This is a genomic window from Paenibacillus sp. FSL L8-0641, from assembly GCF_038006265.1.
Classification (GTDB): domain Bacteria; phylum Bacillota; class Bacilli; order Paenibacillales; family Paenibacillaceae; genus Paenibacillus; species Paenibacillus polymyxa_D.
The window spans coordinates 499,543-516,491 of the sequence record NZ_JBBOUW010000001.1; the positions used below are offsets into that span (position 1 = coordinate 499,543).

Sequence of the window (16,949 nt, forward strand, 5' to 3'; positions counted from 1 at the left end):
GTATTAAAGCTGACTATTAATCGTTTTCTTTCATACAAAAAAAGCTGACACCTTTTAAATAGGTATCAGCTTTTTCTTTTTAAAACGCTCTTAACTTTATACGTAACCCAGATTACTTGCGGCGCTTGAGTGCAATGCCGACAGCTGTGGCACCAAGAACGACTGCAATGATCGAGAGAACGAGTGCTGTCGTTTGTGCAGCAGAGCTGGCTGGAGCAGAAGCGGCAGGTGCAGCTTCTACAGCATTGTTCGAAGCAGGTGCGGGGTTGCTATCATTAGCCGTATCTGTGCTGGCGTGGCCTGCTGCCGTACCCGCCGAATCGTGTCCGCTGTCTGCGGCAGGTGCAGGGGTTGCGGACGTGGCGTCCGTCGTAATTTCGGTAATGGAATGAGGATTGCTACTTCCTTCGTCGCCTGTCCATTCCACGATACTTCCGTCACTGTAATACTGGAAGGCGTCCCAGGCTGCTGCGGTATTCTGGTCTGCATTTTGCGCTACAAAGCCGAAACGCTGATATTGACCTGCTTGAATGCCGTCTTTTTCAGTCGTCCAGGTCACGGTGATTACTTTGCCAGAGCTGTCTTTTTCGGTGGCTACCTTCCAATCCGGTACAGGCTCGTATTGTTTGAAAACGACCTCTTTCGGAATTTTCAAGGCGACTTTGGTGGTTGGAATGTTTTTTTCCACGGGTACTTTCAATGTGTACGTTTCCCACGCATTAGGTTGTGAAACAGAAGGCTTGACTGTCACATGTGCACTGGCCATACCTGCAAAAAGTAAGGCACCCGCTGCGATTAGACCCACAGAGGTCGCAAACCTGGAAAATCTGGATTTTGCTGTTTGAATTGTTGTATTCATATTCAATTCGCTCCTTTTAAGTGAGGATTTCACAAAATCCTGAAGTATAAAATAATTATTTTTTACCGCCTACATGCAGGGTGAATTCAGCATCAACCGCATCGAGTGAAGCCGTCAGAGCATGTACCTTTACCGCCCATGTTCCTTCGGAGGTCATCAATTCCTGACTGCGGAATGGCTGTTGCTGCTTCACAGGTAGAACAAATTCCTGTTGATCTTGGTCAGGGTCTGCTGGAGTGAGCGTTAATGTAACCTGCTGGATTCCTGAAACGGCAGCACCCTTGCTGTCCTGAACGGATACCTTAAATTCATTGCTGCCCACAGCATTGGGACTGACTGCCAGGGTAACGTTATATCCACCCGTAGTGCGAGTCTCCTCAAACGGTACAGCAGGTGCCTGACCGGGTGACAGGTGAGTGAGCACCGCAGTCAACAGCATCACGAGCAGGCCGACGGACAACTCGGCACGCAATCCCCGGGCGGCTTGCTTGCTGGGCGCCGCTTGCCGTGCGCTGCGGAACTGGCTGGCCGCGAAGGCCAGCATGACTAGCAGCAGCGCTGCCTTGCCGAGCAGAACGAGTCCATAGGACGTGTTCAGCAGCATGGAGGGAGCCGGAATGTACAGCACGGCTCCATATATACCGGTGGCGAGTAACGCCGCCACCATAGCAATGCCCCAGCCGGCGAAGCGGCGCAAGGCGGCTTGTCGTAGAGTTGCCCGCTCGGATACGGGCAACTCTGCTCCGGCAACCGGCAGGCACACGACCATGACGGCAAGTGAGCCGATCCAAAAGGCTGCTGCCGCGAGATGGACGAAGTCCGCCGCAATGGCTGGAGCTGGATGGGTAGCCGCTGCCGGGTGACCGACAAAGGCCTTGGACAGCATGAGGCATAGCGTTAGGAGAGCCGAGCTGTAGCCCCAAAGACGGCGCTGGCGACTCGAAATGCTGTAATCCAGCGCGTAAATCAGCGTTACGCTTAGGAGTAGCACGAGAATCATCTGGATAAACCAAATTTGTCCGGCTCCAGTAAACTGGAGAGCTTCTCCCAGAATCGGGAGTGAGAAGCCCTCCCTGATGGAAACCCCGGCATCCCATGAAGCCTGAAGTGGCAGGCTGATCAGAATGGCGGCAGACGTTATGCCGTAGCCGCTCCATAGCAGTTTATTCCAGCGGGGCGATGTTTCAAAGGGCCGCTGATTTTGCTTATGCTGTTCACTTTGATTCTTGTCTTGGCTTATGCTCGGTAAGATGAACAGCCGGAAACAAATCGCTCCAAAAAGCAGCGATAGTCCTATGTAAAGAAACCAACGGACAGCGATTAAGTCGATTCGTGATGTCCCTGAGCCTTCAGGTGCGGTAGCTTGATGGGTAGGCGCATTGGAACCGCTGCCTACTTGAAATGGAATAACTCCATTAACTGGATGTCCGTCTGCGGATAAAGCTCTCCAACTAACAGAGTAAATTCCATTTTTCATCCCTGGGATCAATTGGATTTCCATGGTGGCTTTGTGATTCGGGTCAAGCTGTGCTTTTCCTGTGTCGACCCGCTTGCCTGTTTCGTCGGTCACTTTGATCGACATGAAGGCAGATTGCAAATCTTCATTGAAGGTAATGGTCACCTGAGAAGGCGACTTGTCCAAAACCTGATTTTCGGTCGGACTGGATTCAATGACAAATGCATGAGCCCACGAAGAGTGAGGAAACAGGACCAGAAGGGGGAGACACAGCAATAAAAGACAAGCCACACGGGCTGGTCTGGACAGATACAACATGCTTGTGAAGTCACCTTCTCTCGATTACTTGAAGCGAGGATATCCCCATTTATAACATTTTATACAGGAGGATTTTGCCTGACGTACAAATCCATTCCTATCTTAATCATAGTGCATATAGCGCGAATAGATGGAGCGAATTATGACATTTATATGAAATTTGAAATAATAAGCATTATACAAAATGCCAATCATATGAAAACCCCTAGTGTGGTTGAATTCAGGACGATTTCAACCATGCTAGGGGAAAGAGGAAGAGCCTATGAAGGAATTAGAGCCCTGTTTCCATGAGATCCGTGAAAGCAGGTTGCTTGTGTTGAATATAATGGATAAAAATAGCCGTTAGTTTGGGATCGAATTGGCTACCCGAGCAAGCACGTAATTCTTCAATGGCCTCCTCGAACGTTTTGGTGGGTTGATAGGGACGCTCGGTTGTCATCGCATCAAAAGAGTCGATGATCGTCAGCATCCGACATAAAAGTGGAATTTGCTCGCCCTTAAAGCCAAACGGATAGCCTCCTCCGTCATAACGTTCATGATGCAGCTCCACAAAAGGAATCAAATCTACGAATCGTTCGTTGGCTTCTACAATACGCTTGCCCCACATGACATGCGCTTGCACCATCTGCCATTCCTCACCGGACAGCTTCTCTTTTTTATTGAGGATATTCCAGGGAATCTCCAGTTTACCAATGTCATGAATGAGAGCTCCTAGTATGAAACGCCGCTTATCCTCCGGTCCGAGTTGAAGCACATCGCTCATGTCTGCTGCATATCTGAACACCCGTTTTGAATGCTTGAAGGTATTAATATCCTTGTATAAGAACAAATTAAGCTGCTGCTCAAGATCACGAATATCCTGCCCCAGATCGACCTCACGCTCCACTTCATTTAAGCTTCCATGCGTATGAACGATGTTTTTGCCCTGTTTCTTGGCGTAGTACAGGGCTTTATCCGCCAGATCGACCAGCTGTGATTTGTCGTAGATGTCAATGCGGCTTTGGGCAATACCTGCGGAGAAGGACAGACAGCCATGTGGAAAAATTTCGACACCCTCATAACGAGAATCATTTAATCTTTTTCGAATAGCATTGACTATTTCATAAGCTTGTTCAGCGGTATGATCAGGCATAAGCAGGGTGAATTCTTCTCCACCGTAGCGGGATACGGTGATGGGGGTGTCGGAGGTTTCCTTCTTAAGAAACTCACCGAGAAATCCCAGTAGCTGATCGCCTTTAAGATGACCGAAATGATCATTGTATTTTTTGAAATCATCAATATCAATCAGCGCCAGACTGAGGGGAGTATTCTCGGATCTCGATATATTTAATTCAGCTTCAAGTGTATTTTCAAAGTAGCTGTGATTGTATAGCCCTGTTCTGCGATCCATGTTTGCTTTTTCTTCGATTTCCCGATACAGCGTGAACATTTGCTTGAATGCGTGAGATAGGAGCATGCTTAGCCCAAGGAACAGCAAAAGTCCTAGAATGCCATTGTTATAAATCAGTGTAGTCAATACCAAAGACAGAATGAGTGTACATAAGTATACGAGCAGGGATTCAGCCAAAAAAGCCTGTTTAAGCTCATTGAAGGACCCTTTGTATGCGATATAAAAGTAGATGCCCAGTGTGATTGTGTTCACCGCAAAGTAGCAAATTAACGCCAGCAGGTAGGAAGCGAAATGCTCTTGGTTTAAAGCTCCCTGCGTTCCGCCGCTTAGTTCAAATACTGTTGAAGACAGGAAAATGGAAAGGGCGTAAATAGAAAAATTGACGGTATGCTTCCACCAGGACAGTTCTGTGTGCCGGAACATAGCAATGATTACATTTAACAGCAAAATCAGAATAGCAATTTCGGTGCCATGCACAAAAATACAAGCCAGATACACGGAGGAATCCATGGACTGCTTGTTACTGGCCGGTGGTAGCTGGAATGTAAAATGCTCCAGAATTAGAACTGCTCCCAATAGGGAATAGATCGTGACCCACTCTGTTGTCGTATAGTGCAAAAAGGACCACTGATTCGTATACAGGAGAACGATCAAGCCTGCCAAACATATGAAAAACACATATATTCCAGTCGCGGTAACCCGTTCTTGCAGCTTTTTTATTATACTCATCATTTCTTCTCCTGCCTTGTCGTATCTTGATGTCAAAGCTACCAGGGGTGAATGGGATAATTTACAATTTTATAATCGAAAATTTCACATGAAAAAACAGGCCGGAATCCAGCCTGTTTTGTTGAGCCTGTGCTTCCTTTTTTTCTTATCGGTGACTAGCCCCCGATTTTGTAACCGGAAGTCAAAGCAATTATGACAGAAGCTACAATAATAGCATTGATAATCACACGGGAGTATTTCAAGTTTTTCATAGGGTTCCCTCCCTTCCTTGGAATAAGGTACGCACTAGGCGTGACGGGGATTGGTTTCTTGCTGCTTATCCTTGGTTCTTTTCACGACCATAATGCTTTGGATAAACAGAAACATCCCGAAGTTCATGACAACATCTCCAATACTAATTACCTGCGTGCGGGGATAGGGCTTGGAGAGAGGAATAATGTCACCAAGCAATGATAGACGCGTACTCGCATCCATCATGTAATGTTTCGAGATGACACTTCCGGATTTAAGCATATCTGTATAATAGGGACCCAGCACCTCCGAAGCGCTCAACGAGACTGGCATCCTGCCGCCATTCACCGCCATAACGATAAAATTCATCAATACGCCGATGATAATAAGCTTGAATCCCTTATGATGTCTGTTCAACCAGAGAAATATCAATCCAACCACGTAGACTCCCATAAATAGATACCCGTTAATGGCTGCCAGCCCAGTCCATTTTTCTTGGAAATAAAAAATAATGAATTGTACCAGTAGCAGCACGGGGAACATCCAGCCGGCTATAAGGCGAATTTGACTGAAACGGATCAGACCTTGCCGCCAGCCTCCTCTGAACAGACCTACAATGAGACCCAGTAGCACTCCATCATAGACCATTATCATTCTCCAGATTCCACAAATTTTTTGTTTTGGTTACCGTATAATTCGACCTGAAATTGGTAAATTCCTGCCTGATATATAGCAGTTTTGAAAAAAAATTGCGGATTAGCGTGTAATGATTCGAAGCCAGACGAAATGAGTGATATCATGATATATTGAAGTAATTATTTATATTTTTGTGAAAAGGATGATTATTATTATGAACCGGTTATCCAATACTGTTATGGTTGCCGCAGATATGACCAAATCGCGAATATTATGGATCGCCTTTGTCCTGGGTGCATTGAGTGCTTTCGGGCCGTTGTCCATAGATATGTATTTGCCGTCGCTGCCTACATTAGCCGACAATTTGCATACGACTACTTCGTTGGCGCAGCTTAGTTTGACCGCCTGTCTGTTGGGCCTGGCCGTTGGACAGATCGTTGCTGGTCCGCTTAGCGATGTAAGGGGGCGCAGAGGACCGCTGGTGATCTCGCTCATTCTGTACGCTGCTGCTTCGCTGTTATGCGTGTTTGCGCCGAATATCGGTATGCTCATTGCACTTCGCTTTATTCAAGGGCTTACAGGATCGGCAGGGATCGTGATTTCCAGAGCTGTAGCCCGTGATCTATACTCGGGCAAAGAATTGACACGCTTTTTCTCACTACTCATGCTGGTGAACGGCGTGGCCCCCATTGCTGCACCAGTACTGGGCGGTGCCATTTTGAACTTTGTTTCCTGGCGTGGTGTATTCATGGTACTTTGTGTGGTCGGCGTGGCTATGCTGATTGCCGTCGTATTGGGTTTGCCAGAAACGTTGCCAACGAACCGCCGCTCATCCGGTGGTTTGAAGCAGACGCTGGGGACACTCGGTCACTTGTTTGCCGATCGACGCTTTATGGGCTATGCCTTCTCACAGGCGCTGATTACGGGAGCGATGTTCGCGTATATTGCTGGCTCACCATTCGTGCTTCAGGATATTTTCGGGGTTTCCCCTCAGACGTATAGCATCATTTTTGCAGTGAATGGTTTGGGGATTGTACTGTTTTCCCAGTTAACGGGTAGACTTGTGGGTCGCTTCAGCGAACGACAGTTACTCTTGTCGGGTCTGGTCATTGCGGCTGTAGCCGGAATCAGCTTGCTTACTGTAGCCTTTACTGGAGGTCAATTGTTTGCTGTTTTAGTTCCTCTGTTTTTTGTCGTTTCCTGCGTAGGGATTGTAAGTACAACGACGACTTCATTGGCAATGCAGAGTCAGCAGCGCTCCGCAGGCAGTGCGTCCGCTATGCTTGGTTTGTTGCCTCTATTGCTGGGTTCCATCGCTTCACCGCTAGTAGGTTTGGGGAGTGGAACCACCCCCGTACCGATGGCGATCGTTATAGCTATAGCCGAGGTTGGTGCGCTAATAAGCTTTGCCGTACTTGCTAAGGAAACACGCGCGAAGGCTTGAAATAAGGCGAATTGAACTAAAAAACTCCCATGGACTGATACGTGAACCATTTCAGTCCATGGGAGTTTTTTACCGTTTTGCAATCGAGATATCCTCGGCTTCCTTTGCGGGCAGAGGTGTCTGCTTTAAGTACATACGAGATGGTTTGTGAACCAGAATTGAAATAAGCATGCAGATATGAACGGGAAAGAAAGGGTCTATTCCGTTGATGTTTAAACCAAAAATGGATACGAAAAGCAGTAAAGTAAGGGTAAGTTTATACTTTTTTATCGCAATAAACAGCAAGATCATTATTGTAGGAAGTAATCGAAAGAGCAATTTTCCGAATACAAATCCGACCATATGAGCGGTAGAACCTTCAAGTGGAGGTGTGATGGATAGCGTGCGGGAGGCCATATGGATTAACCGAGACTCCCCACCTATCGGTTGGGCTGAAATAAATACACATCCTGCGATAATGATTACAAGGATTTTAAACCACAACAGGCCTTGGATAAGCCGTAACAAGGGTGTAATCTTTATTTTCATTGACTTCTAATAAGCTCCTTCGACGTATGATTTGTTATGATTGCTCGTTTGTATATATACAAGACAAGTGGGAATTGCAACTTTAATATTATATCAATATATTACCAAAAGAGTAGTCCTGCTAAAGAATGATTATGCGGAGACTATTTTCCTGATGTTGAGACAGAATCGAACGATATTTCGGTTTCCTGCCAAATATATAGATGTGAGATGAAAGAAAGGGGGAGATCAGGATTGGACAACGCAAGGAGGCGGGCAAATTTGACAAAGAATGATTTGATGGTTGCTCTTGTTACGGAGACGCTGGCTGGCAGTCGTAAGGCTTACAGAGAACTGTATGATCAAACAATTCATACAGTCTATAGAACGGTGCATTTTTTGTTGGAAGAGAAAGTGGATGCTGATGATGTGGTGCAGGAAATTTATATTCATGTATATAAATCACTTGAGCAATTTGACGAAAGACGTCCTTTTCAGCCTTGGCTAATGGGGGTCGTTATGCGTCAGATCCGGGCTTACCGTAGAAAACAATGGATGAGGCTACGAATCACAAGCAAAGCAAAAAGGCTCGAACTTCATTCATCTCATGATTTTTCTGAGGAAATTGTGGACAAGGTTGCAAATCATGTATTGCTCCAAGCAGTTCAGCAGCTTTCGTTCAAGCTTAAACAGGTAATTGTGTTGCACTATTTGCAGGAATATTCCCAAGAGGAAATCTCCAATATTTTAGAGATACCGTTAGGCACGGTGAAATCACGAATTCACGCGGCTTTGCAAAAGCTTCGATCGAAAGAGCAGCAGGAACATTTTCTAATCGGAAAGGTGGAGAAGATCCATGAAGCTTGAGCAAGAACTACGTAGGGTGATGCAGCAGGATGATGACCACATATTGGCTCCGGCTGAATTAAAAGAAAACATTATGGGTCAAATTGAACGGCTTGAAAAAGGAGGACCTAAACCTATGAAAAGGTATATTGTGATAACTCTTCTCGTAGTGTTATTACTAATTCCAACAGGTGCTTTTGCTACTTACACTTATTTGGCGGATACAATATATGGTTCACAGGAAAAGCTAATTGAAATGGGAGGATCGCCAGAGGAATATAATAGAGTAGAATCCAAGTTGCAGCAGGTGCAGGGGCATTTAACGAAAGAGGAGTTCACTGTTTTTATAGGGTTATTGAGAGAACTCGGGGCCTATAATCTGAAAATGACGGATGAAAACGGCGCACTCCACAAGGAGCGCTTAAGCGCAGAGGAACAGCGTGAATACGATCATATATCTGCCAAGCTGGAGCCGTATTATGACAAGTTGAATCAGGGGAAAGCGCTAACCCAAACGGACGATGGTAAAAAAGATGGCGGTGATTCTGCCATTACGGGCACATTAGATGCAAAGGCCCACGCAGGCATCGATTTACAGGTCGAGCTGGACTATGCGAAAAAGGTTCTGACTGAGGATGAATTTGTAAAGTTTCGTGTACTGTTCACGAAGTTCTACGAGTATGTACCCCGCATTACAGGGGCCAAAGGTGTACTATATCCAGATCGTTTATCTGAGAGGGATAGAAAAGATTATGAGGAACAGTTAGAGTTGCTACAGCCTTATTTTGATCAATTTAATTCGCTTGAGTAGAAGCAGTGGCGAAAATCAAGGCGAAAAAGTGACATTTTCCTGGAATGTTGACATACCCCGTGGGGGTATATTATGATGGAGATATAACAAACGTTAAATGCATATATACACCACACAGGAGGCTGATGTATGGCTGAGGAGCAACCTGTTTCCCACACTGAAGTCCATGAGAATCACTGTGGAACAGATGGGGAAAAGACAGTTAGAAAAAGTCATCATTCGGCAGAGTTCAAGAACAGCCTCGTATCCCGGTTGAACCGTATTGAAGGTCAGGTTCGCGGAATTAAAGGCTTGATTGAGAAGGATACCTACTGTGACGATGTACTGAACCAGATTGCGGCTGTCCAGTCCGCGCTGAATGGTGTCGGTAAGCTGCTGCTGGAAGGGCATATGAAAAGCTGTGTCATTGAGCGCATGCAGGCAGGAGAGCAGGAAGTGATTGACGAGCTGCTGGTTACGGTCAAGAAGCTAATCCGTTAAGAGTAGTATTCATACACATTATGGGTACGGAAGTACCCCAGAGGAGGAAAAGAAAATGGCACAAGTTACATTGAATGTAGAAGGCATGAGCTGCAATCATTGCGTGAAGGCAGTAGAAGGAGCTTTGGAGAAAGTTGGCGCTACCGGCAAGGTCAGCCTCGAAATGAAACAAGTGAATGTAGAATATGACGAGTCCAAGCTGAACGTTGAAGCGCTGAAAACAGCCATTGAAGACCAAGGCTATGATGTTGTTTAAGTAATGAAGGTGTTTTATGTGTGAAAAGACTTGTTTCGAAGGAGAAGCTTCCGTATTAGAAGCTTTTTCTTTTTGGATATGATATACCCCACTGGGGTATAGGAGGAGGGTTATACCATGGAAAACCGTGCGACCGACGGTGACAAGCAGACAACGCTTCACATTACAGGGATGTCCTGTGCCGCCTGCGCAAGCCGTATTGAGAAAGGTTTAAAGCGAATAGATGGTGTGGCACAGGCTAATGTGAATTTGGCTTTGGAGCAGGCGTCGATATCCTATGATCCCAAGCAGGTGGAGATCGCTGAATTCCGCGATAAAATTGCTTCTCTTGGGTTTGGAACTGTAAGTGAAGAAGCCAATCTGAATGTAACGGGCATGACTTGCGCGGCCTGTGCAACCCGGATTGAAAAGGGATTGAATCGGATGCCTGGTGTAACAGGTGCCACGGTAAATTTGGCGATGGAAACCGCTCATGTGGAATATGCCGCGGGGAGTATTGCGGTTGGTGATCTGGTGAGCAAGATTGAACATCTAGGCTACGGAGCGATCCCGCAGAGCGCTGAGGACAATATCGCGGATGTCCGCAGTAAGGATATCCATCGTAAAAAATGGAAGTGGATTGTGTCCGCAGTGCTGTCGTTGCCGTTGTTGTGGGCGATGGTGGCTCATTTTTCCTTTACATCATGGATTTATGTGCCAGAACTGTTCTTGAATCCATGGTTCCAACTAGTGCTGACAACGCCGATTCAGTTCGTCATTGGTTGGCAGTTTTATGTGGGCGCGTACAAAGCGCTTCGTAACGGCAGTTCGAATATGGATGTGTTAGTTGCACTGGGTACGTCTGCGGCTTACTTTTACAGCTTGTACCTTACTCTGCGTCCGGCTGATGTTATGGAGGGGATGGCGGGAATGCCTGTCATGACCATGCCGGAGCTGTATTACGAGACAAGCGCGGTGCTAATTACGCTTATTTTGGTTGGTAAATGGTTCGAAGCGGTAGCCAAAGGGCGTTCGTCCGAGGCGATCAAGAGCCTGATGAGTCTACAGGCGACAACGGCACGTGTAGTACGTGATGGGCAAGAGCTTGATATTCCGATTGAACAGGTACGTGTGAAGGATATCTTTATTGTACGACCCGGCGAGAAAATTCCTGTCGATGGTGTGGTCGTAGACGGACGTTCGGCAGTGGACGAATCCATGTTAAGTGGTGAGAGTCTGCCGGTTGAAAAAGAAGCTGGTTCCGCAGTTACAGGAGCGACGCTCAATAAAAACGGGATATTACGTATCCAGGCCGAGCGTGTGGGTGGTGATACGGCGTTGTCCCGTATTATTAAGGTCGTGGAAGATGCGCAAAACTCCAAGGCTCCCATTCAGCGGATTGCGGATCAGATTTCCGGTATTTTTGTCCCCATTGTTGTTGCTATCGCTGTGTTGGCCTTTATCGTCTGGTTTTTCCTTGTGACGCCGACTGATTTTGCAGGCTCACTGGAGAAAATGATTGCAGTTCTCGTCATTGCTTGCCCTTGTGCGCTCGGATTGGCTACTCCAACGTCCATTATGGCAGGATCGGGACGTGCCGCTGAATATGGTATTCTGTTCAAGGGCGGCGAGCATTTGGAGATGACCCGTTCAGTCAACGCAGTGGTGTTGGATAAGACAGGTACAGTTACGAATGGCAAGCCAGAGCTGACGGATGTTATGGTTGGAGCAAGCGGCATGGCTGAAAAGGATTTGCTGCGGTTGCTCGGTGCGGCAGAAAAAAGCTCAGAGCATCCGCTGGCGGAAGCCATTGTAAAGGGGATTGCAGATCGAGGCATTGAGCTAGTAGGACCGACAGATTTTGAAAATATTCCGGGTTATGGTGTGAAGGCACATGTGGAAGGTAAGCAAATATTGGCCGGTACACGCCGATTGATGAGCAGGGAAGGCATCGCAATAGATGACTTAGCTGAGCAGTATATGAATGATCTGGAAAAAGCAGGGAAAACCGCGATGCTGGTCGCTGTGAACGGTTCCTATGCCGGACTGGTGGCCGTAGCGGACACGATTAAAGAAACGTCACGGGAGGCCGTTGCCCGTCTGCGCGCGATGAACATTGAAGTCATCATGATTACGGGTGACAATGAACGGACTGCGCGGGCTGTTGCCGCCGAGGCCGGAATTGAACGAGTGCTGGCGGAGGTGCTACCTGAAGGAAAGGCTGAGGAAGTGAAACGGCTTCAGGAACAAGGCATGATCGTAGCTATGGTTGGGGATGGTATTAACGATGCGCCTGCGCTGGCTACTGCTAATATTGGTATGGCGATGGGTACGGGAACGGATGTGGCCATGGAGGCGGCGGATATTACCCTCATGCGCGGCAACCTGAACAGCATTCCTGACGCGATTGAAATGAGCCGCCGGACCATGACAAACATACGGCAAAATCTGTTTTGGGCGCTCGGGTATAACGTGATCGGTATTCCGATAGCTGCTTTGGGCTTCCTTGCCCCATGGTTGGCGGGAGCGGCCATGGCATTTAGCTCTGTTTCAGTTGTGCTGAATGCGCTGCGTCTCCAACGAGTAAAGCTGTAAGTGTATGGATGTATCGGCAGGATAACGTGCTGTCGGACTTCTGTATCGAGATAAAGTTATTATCAGAGTATAGAGCAAGTACGCGCAATTGGTTGGTTTCTCTGCGTGCTTGCTTTTTGTTGTGTTTGGTTTTTTAAAACCATTCAACTTTCATTACGTCAGGTTGCTTATCATTCGCGAAAGTTCCATAATATTTGTAGGAGTGCCATGCAAGCATGCAAGAACTTCTTCGTATACTCACAGCTTGAAGTAGATAAAGAGCTTATATTATGGATTAGGAGTGAAGCAGTCATGAATGATACGATTTCCTTGTTGATGAATCACCGGTCTGTGCGAAAATTCAAGTCAGCCCCCATTACCGACGAGCAGCTCGCAGCTATTGTGGCAGCTGGCCAAATGGCTTCCTCGTCCAGCAATGTGCAGGCATATACCGTTATCGCCGTTACCGAGCCTTCTTTGAAAACAAAACTGGCGGAGTTGGCAGGAGGGCAGGCTTACGTTGAGCAATGCCCTGCGTTTTTGGTATGGTGCGCAGACCTGTATCGCTTGAAACAGGTCACGCTCCACCATCAGCCAGGTCAGCCTTCCTATGAGGGGTCCGTTGAAAATTATACGGTTGCGACCATTGATGCCGCGTTAGCTGCACAAAATGCAGCGGTAGCCGCTGAATCACTGGGCTTGGGCATCGTCTACATTGGCGGCATTCGTACTAACATAGCAGAGGTGTCTGAGTTGTTAGGGTTGCCAGAGCTGGTGTATCCAGTATTCGGTATGTGTATTGGTGTACCGGATCAGGAAACGGGCTTGCGTCCACGCCTTCCGCTGTCCGGTGTTTTGCATATGAACGGCTACGACAAAAATCAGACGATGAAAGCTGTAGAGGTATACGATCACACATCAGCGGAATATTTGAAGGAACGTACGGGCGGTCAACGCTCTACGCCATGGTCTGAGCAAATGGCCGGAAGATTGACCGAGCCAGCACGCTTGCAGTTGAAGCCATTTTTGGAACAGAAGGGTTTCTTGAAGCAATAAAAGTTGAGTAGTGATAAAAAACTCTGCAAAATACAAGTAGTATTTGAGCTATATACGTTTGAAAATACAAGAACCTCCTTATTTACGTATGATGAAGTTCCGCGTAAATAAGGAGGTTCTTTGCTTTGGTTGCATGTTGTGGTTGTAAACCTTCCAGTCAGTAAACAGCTGGTATACCTTTATCCATCAGATAGTGAGTAAAAACGTCTCGTATTTTCATAAAATAGTTGACGGACGGCAGATTCAGGTTGATGCGTCAGCTTGCTATACGTGCGAATGACGTCGGCAGTCATCCGTGGATGTGTCTGTTGTCCGGTAAAAGGACCCTCGAACGGCCAGGGACCGTCTGTCTCTGCCATGATCTGATCAGACGGATACTGCCTTGCCAAACTGCGGATCTCTTCTTCGTACAGGAGATCCGGTGTGAAGGAGACATAATAGCCGTTCCGGGCGATACGTTCGGTCGTGGCGGCAGAGCCTTTAAACCAGTGAAAATGCGCCTGCGTGACGCCGTGACGTTCCAGAAGGTCACAGGCGATGTCTGCGTCTTCATAAACGGCGTGCAGGACAATGGGCTTGCTATGCTTGCTTGCAAACTGGATGAAACGCTCCAGTAGCACTATGTAGGGAGCGAGGTCAAAAGGTGAACCGCTCTGCGAGGCTTCTAGCCGATTGTAATAGGGTAAGCCGACTTCACCCACGGCGACCATCTGCTGTACATGTTCGTCCATCCAGTCGAACAAGAGGTCAAGCTCAGTTTGCGGTGGAAGGGCCTGTTCGGGATGAAAGCCAAAGGCTGGCCGTACTAGCCCAGGGTAACGCTCGGCTAACCGTAGATTGGCTCGGCTGGAGTCCAGATGCATCGACACGGCTATCACAGCTTGGACGCTGCTATCAGCAAGTGAAGCGAGCAATAGCTTCTGTTGCTCGGGCGGGTAGCTGTCTACATGAATGTGCGCGTCGATTAATGGAGCGGGTCTTGTTGTGGTCAAATCCAAGCCTAGCTTTGTTTGGCTGTTCCATTTCGATGCACATCGAACTTTTACGTCACTCATGCCGATTCAATCCATCTTCCGGGATATTCTTGTGAACGCTCTGAGCATTGTCCATGTCGCCGTCCAGTTTGTACTTTTCCTCACGCATCCAGCCGGTCATGGTTCGCTTCCATTCAATAAAGAGAGGATCGAGGGTGATTTCTTCCCTACGCGGGCGGGGAAAAGGGACATCTACGACATGCACCACCGAAGCAGGTCGCGCTGACAGCACATAAATGCGGTCGGAGAGCAGCAGCGCTTCTTCAATGCTGTGGGTAATGAACAGCACAGAGCGGCGGTTCTTCTCCCACATCCGCAGTAACCATTGCTGCATATCTGCACGTGTCAGCGCGTCGAGTGCGCTGAACGGCTCATCCAGCAGCATTAATTCCTGCGGGCTGAGCAGTGCGCGAAGAAAGGCTGCACGCTGTTGCATTCCACCAGACAGCGTATGTGGATACGCCTTGGCGAATTTGCCTAGTCCAACCTGCTCGAGCCATTGCAGGGCTTCTTTGCGACGTTCGCGTTCACTGGCGTACTGAGGGGGGACTGCTGTATTTTTACGTGGAGCATTTTCCTGCCCAAGCAGTACATTATCCAGCGTGGTGCGCCACGGGAAAAGGGCGGGCTGCTGTGGCATATAGCTGATATGCCCACGTTCACCAGTCATGTCTCGTCCGTGCATACGGATACGTCCCTGCTGTGGTTTGAGTAGCCCGCCGATGATGTGAAACAGCGTACTTTTGCCGCTGCCTGACGGACCGATGAGAGAAACGAATTCTCCCGGCTTGACTGTGAGGGATACATCCTGCAGCACGGGCAGTAAGCTTCGCTTTTCGCGGAAGGCGAGGCTGATCCCGTCCAATTCCAGAGCAGAAGGGGCAGTCGAAGGACTCTGCTGGTCCCCGGCTCGTTGTTCATTAGCAACGTTGTGTGATGATAAGTCAGTCGGATGCAGACTCATATGTGCCACGTCCTTTCTTTGCTGTATTTAATTCAAGGAGGAAGCTATTCCTGATCCGGTTTCCAGCGAACCAGCCATTTTTCCAGTAGTACTATGATGACAAACATCAGTAAACTGAGCGCGACAATGATGCCGATGGCGGCAAAAATGAGGTCCGTGCGATAGGCCGATTTTTGCAGCAGCATATAATATCCGATTCCTTCGCTCGCACCAATCCATTCGGCAATAATTGCGCCCATCACACTGTAGGTGGCAGCAATCTTGATGCCGGAGAATACTTGCGGCAACGAGTGTGGCAACTCCAGCTTCATAAAAATAGCCATGCGACCGGCACCCGACATCTGCATATAGTTCATCATCATACGGTCCGTCCGTGTCAGCCCGTCCATGGTCGCTACAGCCACGGGAAAAAAGCATACTAAGGTAATGACCATCAGCTTGGGCAGCATGCCAAAACCAAACCACACCATGAGCAGCGGCCCCAGGGCGATGATCGGAATGTTTTGGCTCAGGATAAGCAGCGGATACAGGGCGGATTTGAGAAAAGGAATGGTATGAAGAACGATGGCGATCAACAGTCCCGTTGCTGTCCCTATAGCGAATCCCACAAGTGTCAGGCGAATTGTAGCCCATGTATGGGCACCAAGCAGCGCCGTCTGGGCCATGCCCTCCTGTACGATGAGGGATGGAGCTGGCAGTAGCCAGGATTCAATATGTAAATAGGAAACCGCCCCCTGCCAGGCTGCTAAAAAGAAGAGGACCGCCACAAGGGGCGGCCATACGCTTTTCCACCAGGATGCGTTCTTGCCTTTCGGATTCATGGGCGATATTTCTCGGTCAGCTTGTTCATGCTGATGCCTTGTGGGTTATGTGCGATTTTGATCTGTGAAATGACGCTGGGACTGCCCGCTTCCGTCAAAGCCTCATGCATTTCTTTAACCACTTTCAGCAACTCGTCGAGCTCGCCCTCCATGGTCGTATCCAATGGGTTCACCTGATGTTTGACACCGGAGCGCTGAATGACCTCAATCGCCTTATCTACATACGGGTAAGAGTCCTCGTTATTAGGAGTTTTAGGGATTACTTGAATACTGAGCAGTGTATTAGCCATGCAAATTCACCTGTCCTTCATTTGAAGTGTTTTAGAGAAAATAGGGTGGTTTAAGGCGGGGAGACCGCTTCGCGTTTCATTTGATCTTACGATCGCTGTTGCCATGGGATTCTTTGAATAAATTTTAAAAGGTAAGAATCCCACGGCAAAGGCGAGCGCTACGCTTCTCTAGATTCAAATGAACCGCTACGCTGCCAACCGTCTTAAAAGCACTTTAATTTTTGATAGGTTGTGTGGCATTTTTACACACAAGCGCATCTGTTTTTGC

At 47.9% G+C, this 16,949-nt stretch carries 16 protein-coding genes; 7 read left to right on the top strand and 9 right to left on the bottom strand.

Annotation, left to right across the window (positions count from 1 at the left end; all coding sequences use genetic code 11):
* Nucleotides 1-112: 112 nt before the first annotated feature.
* The 4 genes from MKY16_RS02215 to MKY16_RS02230 form a co-directional block, all read right to left on the bottom strand.
* Nucleotides 113-859 carry a YcnI family copper-binding membrane protein gene (locus MKY16_RS02215; protein ID WP_340953924.1) on the bottom strand — a complete coding sequence of 249 codons (747 nt, stop codon included), beginning with the start codon at nucleotides 857-859 and terminating at the stop codon, nucleotides 113-115.
* A gap of 55 nt (nucleotides 860-914) precedes the next feature.
* Entirely contained in the window at nucleotides 915-2,633 is a 1,719-nt protein-coding gene (locus tag MKY16_RS02220) for a copper resistance CopC/CopD family protein (RefSeq protein WP_069010748.1), read from the bottom strand.
* A gap of 271 nt (nucleotides 2,634-2,904) precedes the next feature.
* Nucleotides 2,905-4,755, bottom strand: a complete 1,851-nt coding sequence (locus MKY16_RS02225) for a bifunctional diguanylate cyclase/phosphohydrolase (protein ID WP_049816859.1) — start codon at nucleotides 4,753-4,755, stop codon at nucleotides 2,905-2,907.
* Nucleotides 4,756-5,037: 282 nt separating this feature from the next.
* Nucleotides 5,038-5,631: a DUF5317 domain-containing protein gene (locus tag MKY16_RS02230; RefSeq protein ID WP_029514685.1), complete on the bottom strand. Its 594-nt coding sequence runs from the start codon at nucleotides 5,629-5,631 to the stop codon at nucleotides 5,038-5,040.
* A 202-nt stretch (nucleotides 5,632-5,833) separates the two neighbouring features.
* Here MKY16_RS02230 and MKY16_RS02235 point away from each other — a divergent pair, with 202 nt between their 5' ends.
* Nucleotides 5,834-7,063: a multidrug effflux MFS transporter gene (locus MKY16_RS02235; protein WP_318627668.1), complete on the top strand. Its 1,230-nt coding sequence runs from the start codon at nucleotides 5,834-5,836 to the stop codon at nucleotides 7,061-7,063.
* Between the two features lie 69 nt (nucleotides 7,064-7,132).
* Here the strand turns inward: MKY16_RS02235 and MKY16_RS02240 are convergent, their stop codons facing one another.
* Complete coding sequence (locus MKY16_RS02240) at nucleotides 7,133-7,591, bottom strand: hypothetical protein (protein WP_340953926.1); 459 nt, start codon at nucleotides 7,589-7,591, stop codon at nucleotides 7,133-7,135.
* Nucleotides 7,592-7,870: 279 nt separating this feature from the next.
* On the opposite strand from MKY16_RS02240, the gene MKY16_RS02245 reads away from it, so the two are divergent.
* The 6 genes from MKY16_RS02245 (at nucleotide 7,871) to nfsA (ending at nucleotide 13,572) form a co-directional block, all read left to right on the top strand.
* Nucleotides 7,871-8,437 (top strand): sigma-70 family RNA polymerase sigma factor, encoded by a 567-nt coding sequence (locus tag MKY16_RS02245; RefSeq protein WP_340957538.1) that lies wholly within the window; start codon nucleotides 7,871-7,873, stop codon nucleotides 8,435-8,437.
* Entirely contained in the window at nucleotides 8,427-9,227 is an 801-nt protein-coding gene (locus tag MKY16_RS02250) for a DUF3600 domain-containing protein (protein ID WP_039270283.1), read from the top strand. The genes MKY16_RS02245 and MKY16_RS02250 overlap by 11 nt, the downstream gene beginning before the upstream one ends.
* 129 nt (nucleotides 9,228-9,356) lie before the next feature.
* Nucleotides 9,357-9,707: a metal-sensitive transcriptional regulator gene (locus tag MKY16_RS02255; RefSeq protein WP_013308456.1), complete on the top strand. Its 351-nt coding sequence runs from the start codon at nucleotides 9,357-9,359 to the stop codon at nucleotides 9,705-9,707.
* Between the two features lie 55 nt (nucleotides 9,708-9,762).
* Complete coding sequence (locus MKY16_RS02260) at nucleotides 9,763-9,963, top strand: copper ion binding protein (RefSeq protein ID WP_165147930.1); 201 nt, start codon at nucleotides 9,763-9,765, stop codon at nucleotides 9,961-9,963.
* A gap of 117 nt (nucleotides 9,964-10,080) precedes the next feature.
* A complete protein-coding gene (locus tag MKY16_RS02265; protein WP_340953929.1) occupies nucleotides 10,081-12,537 on the top strand; it encodes a heavy metal translocating P-type ATPase in 2,457 nt (818 codons plus the stop codon).
* A 291-nt stretch (nucleotides 12,538-12,828) separates the two neighbouring features.
* Nucleotides 12,829-13,572 (top strand): oxygen-insensitive NADPH nitroreductase, encoded by a 744-nt coding sequence (gene nfsA / locus MKY16_RS02270; protein WP_318627665.1) that lies wholly within the window; start codon nucleotides 12,829-12,831, stop codon nucleotides 13,570-13,572.
* Between the two features lie 179 nt (nucleotides 13,573-13,751).
* On the opposite strand, the gene MKY16_RS02275 is transcribed toward nfsA, so the two are convergent.
* From MKY16_RS02275 to MKY16_RS02290, 4 genes are read right to left on the bottom strand one after another with little or no spacing between them, the layout of a single operon-like run.
* Entirely contained in the window at nucleotides 13,752-14,564 is an 813-nt protein-coding gene (locus MKY16_RS02275; protein ID WP_340957539.1) for a TatD family hydrolase, read from the bottom strand.
* A gap of 55 nt (nucleotides 14,565-14,619) precedes the next feature.
* Entirely contained in the window at nucleotides 14,620-15,570 is a 951-nt protein-coding gene (locus MKY16_RS02280) for an ABC transporter ATP-binding protein (RefSeq protein WP_069010756.1), read from the bottom strand.
* A gap of 44 nt (nucleotides 15,571-15,614) precedes the next feature.
* Complete coding sequence (locus tag MKY16_RS02285) at nucleotides 15,615-16,391, bottom strand: ABC transporter permease (RefSeq protein WP_029514693.1); 777 nt, start codon at nucleotides 16,389-16,391, stop codon at nucleotides 15,615-15,617.
* The gene (locus MKY16_RS02290; protein ID WP_016818835.1) at nucleotides 16,388-16,681 is read right to left on the bottom strand and encodes an MTH1187 family thiamine-binding protein; all 294 of its coding nucleotides are present in this window, start codon (nucleotides 16,679-16,681) and stop codon (nucleotides 16,388-16,390) included. The genes MKY16_RS02285 and MKY16_RS02290 overlap by 4 nt, the downstream gene beginning before the upstream one ends.
* Nucleotides 16,682-16,949 lie beyond the last annotated feature (268 nt).

Excerpts from the sequence above, each read along its gene's own strand:
- MKY16_RS02215 (WP_340953924.1), bottom strand. The coding sequence starts at position 859 with ATGAATACAACAATTCAAACAGCAAAATCCAGATTTTCCAGGTTTGCG.
- MKY16_RS02220 (WP_069010748.1), bottom strand. The coding sequence starts at position 2,633 with ATGTTGTATCTGTCCAGACCAGCCCGTGTGGCTTGTCTTTTATTGCTG.
- MKY16_RS02225 (WP_049816859.1), bottom strand. The coding sequence starts at position 4,755 with ATGATGAGTATAATAAAAAAGCTGCAAGAACGGGTTACCGCGACTGGA.
- MKY16_RS02230 (WP_029514685.1), bottom strand. The coding sequence starts at position 5,631 with ATGGTCTATGATGGAGTGCTACTGGGTCTCATTGTAGGTCTGTTCAGA.
- MKY16_RS02235 (WP_318627668.1), top strand. The coding sequence starts at position 5,834 with ATGAACCGGTTATCCAATACTGTTATGGTTGCCGCAGATATGACCAAA.
- MKY16_RS02240 (WP_340953926.1), bottom strand. The coding sequence starts at position 7,591 with ATGAAAATAAAGATTACACCCTTGTTACGGCTTATCCAAGGCCTGTTG.
- MKY16_RS02245 (WP_340957538.1), top strand. The coding sequence starts at position 7,871 with ATGGTTGCTCTTGTTACGGAGACGCTGGCTGGCAGTCGTAAGGCTTAC.
- MKY16_RS02250 (WP_039270283.1), top strand. The coding sequence starts at position 8,427 with ATGAAGCTTGAGCAAGAACTACGTAGGGTGATGCAGCAGGATGATGAC.
- MKY16_RS02255 (WP_013308456.1), top strand. The coding sequence starts at position 9,357 with ATGGCTGAGGAGCAACCTGTTTCCCACACTGAAGTCCATGAGAATCAC.
- MKY16_RS02260 (WP_165147930.1), top strand. The coding sequence starts at position 9,763 with ATGGCACAAGTTACATTGAATGTAGAAGGCATGAGCTGCAATCATTGC.
- MKY16_RS02265 (WP_340953929.1), top strand. The coding sequence starts at position 10,081 with ATGGAAAACCGTGCGACCGACGGTGACAAGCAGACAACGCTTCACATT.
- nfsA (WP_318627665.1), top strand. The coding sequence starts at position 12,829 with ATGAATGATACGATTTCCTTGTTGATGAATCACCGGTCTGTGCGAAAA.
- MKY16_RS02280 (WP_069010756.1), bottom strand. The coding sequence starts at position 15,570 with ATGAGTCTGCATCCGACTGACTTATCATCACACAACGTTGCTAATGAA.
- MKY16_RS02285 (WP_029514693.1), bottom strand. The coding sequence starts at position 16,391 with ATGAATCCGAAAGGCAAGAACGCATCCTGGTGGAAAAGCGTATGGCCG.
- MKY16_RS02290 (WP_016818835.1), bottom strand. The coding sequence starts at position 16,681 with ATGGCTAATACACTGCTCAGTATTCAAGTAATCCCTAAAACTCCTAAT.